The sequence below is a fragment of the Amycolatopsis sp. cmx-11-32 genome (genome assembly GCF_047608695.1).
Classification (GTDB): domain Bacteria; phylum Actinomycetota; class Actinomycetes; order Mycobacteriales; family Pseudonocardiaceae; genus Amycolatopsis.
In genome coordinates this window covers 1-707 of the sequence record NZ_JADNQN010000052.1, presented here as the reverse complement: position 1 = coordinate 707, position 707 = coordinate 1, and the positions used below count along the sequence as shown (strand labels likewise).

The window sequence follows — 707 nt, the reverse complement described above, 5'->3', positions numbered from 1 at the left end:
CATGCGGCGTATGTGATTTACACGTCGGGTTCGACGGGGTTGCCGAAGGGGGTGGTGGTTCCGCATCGGAATGTGGTGGCGTTGTTCGCGGCTGCTGGTGGGTTGTTTGATTTTGGTGCGGATGATGTGTGGTCGTGGTTTCATTCGTTCGCGTTCGATTTCTCGGTGTGGGAGTTGTGGGGCGCGTTGTTGTATGGCGGCCGGGTTGTGGTGGTGCCGTTCGAGGTGTCGCGTTCGCCGCGGGAGTTTGTGGATTTGCTGGAGCGGGAGCGGGTTACGGTGTTGAGTCAGACGCCGTCGGCGTTCTATCAGTTGATGGCAGCTCAGTCGGGGGCGGGGCTGGCGTGTGTGCGGGCGGTGGTGTTCGGTGGGGAGGCGTTGGAGCCCGCGCGGTTGAGCGAGTGGTGGGAGCGGTTTGGTGATTCCGGTCCTCGGTTGGTGAATATGTATGGGATTACTGAGACGACGGTGCATGTCACCCATTGCGATCTCGCACCGAATACCGAGGGGGGTGTGATCGGTCGGGGTCTTGCGGGTTTGTCGGTGTATGTGCTGGATGAATGGTTGCGGCCTGTTCCGGTGGGTGTGGTGGGTGAGTTGTATGTGGCTGGTCCGCAGTTGGCGCGTGGTTATGTGAATCGTGCGGGTTTGACCGGTGAGCGTTTTGTGGCGTGTCCCTTCGGGTCCCCGGGTGTCCGGATGTATCG

The 707-nt window shown here is 60.8% G+C and carries 1 protein-coding gene; it reads left to right on the top strand.

Features of this window, described 5'->3' with window-relative positions; all coding sequences use genetic code 11:
• A partial coding sequence (locus ACM6LR_RS39340; RefSeq protein WP_414945658.1) for an AMP-binding protein occupies positions 1–707 on the top strand: 707 nt, incomplete at both ends.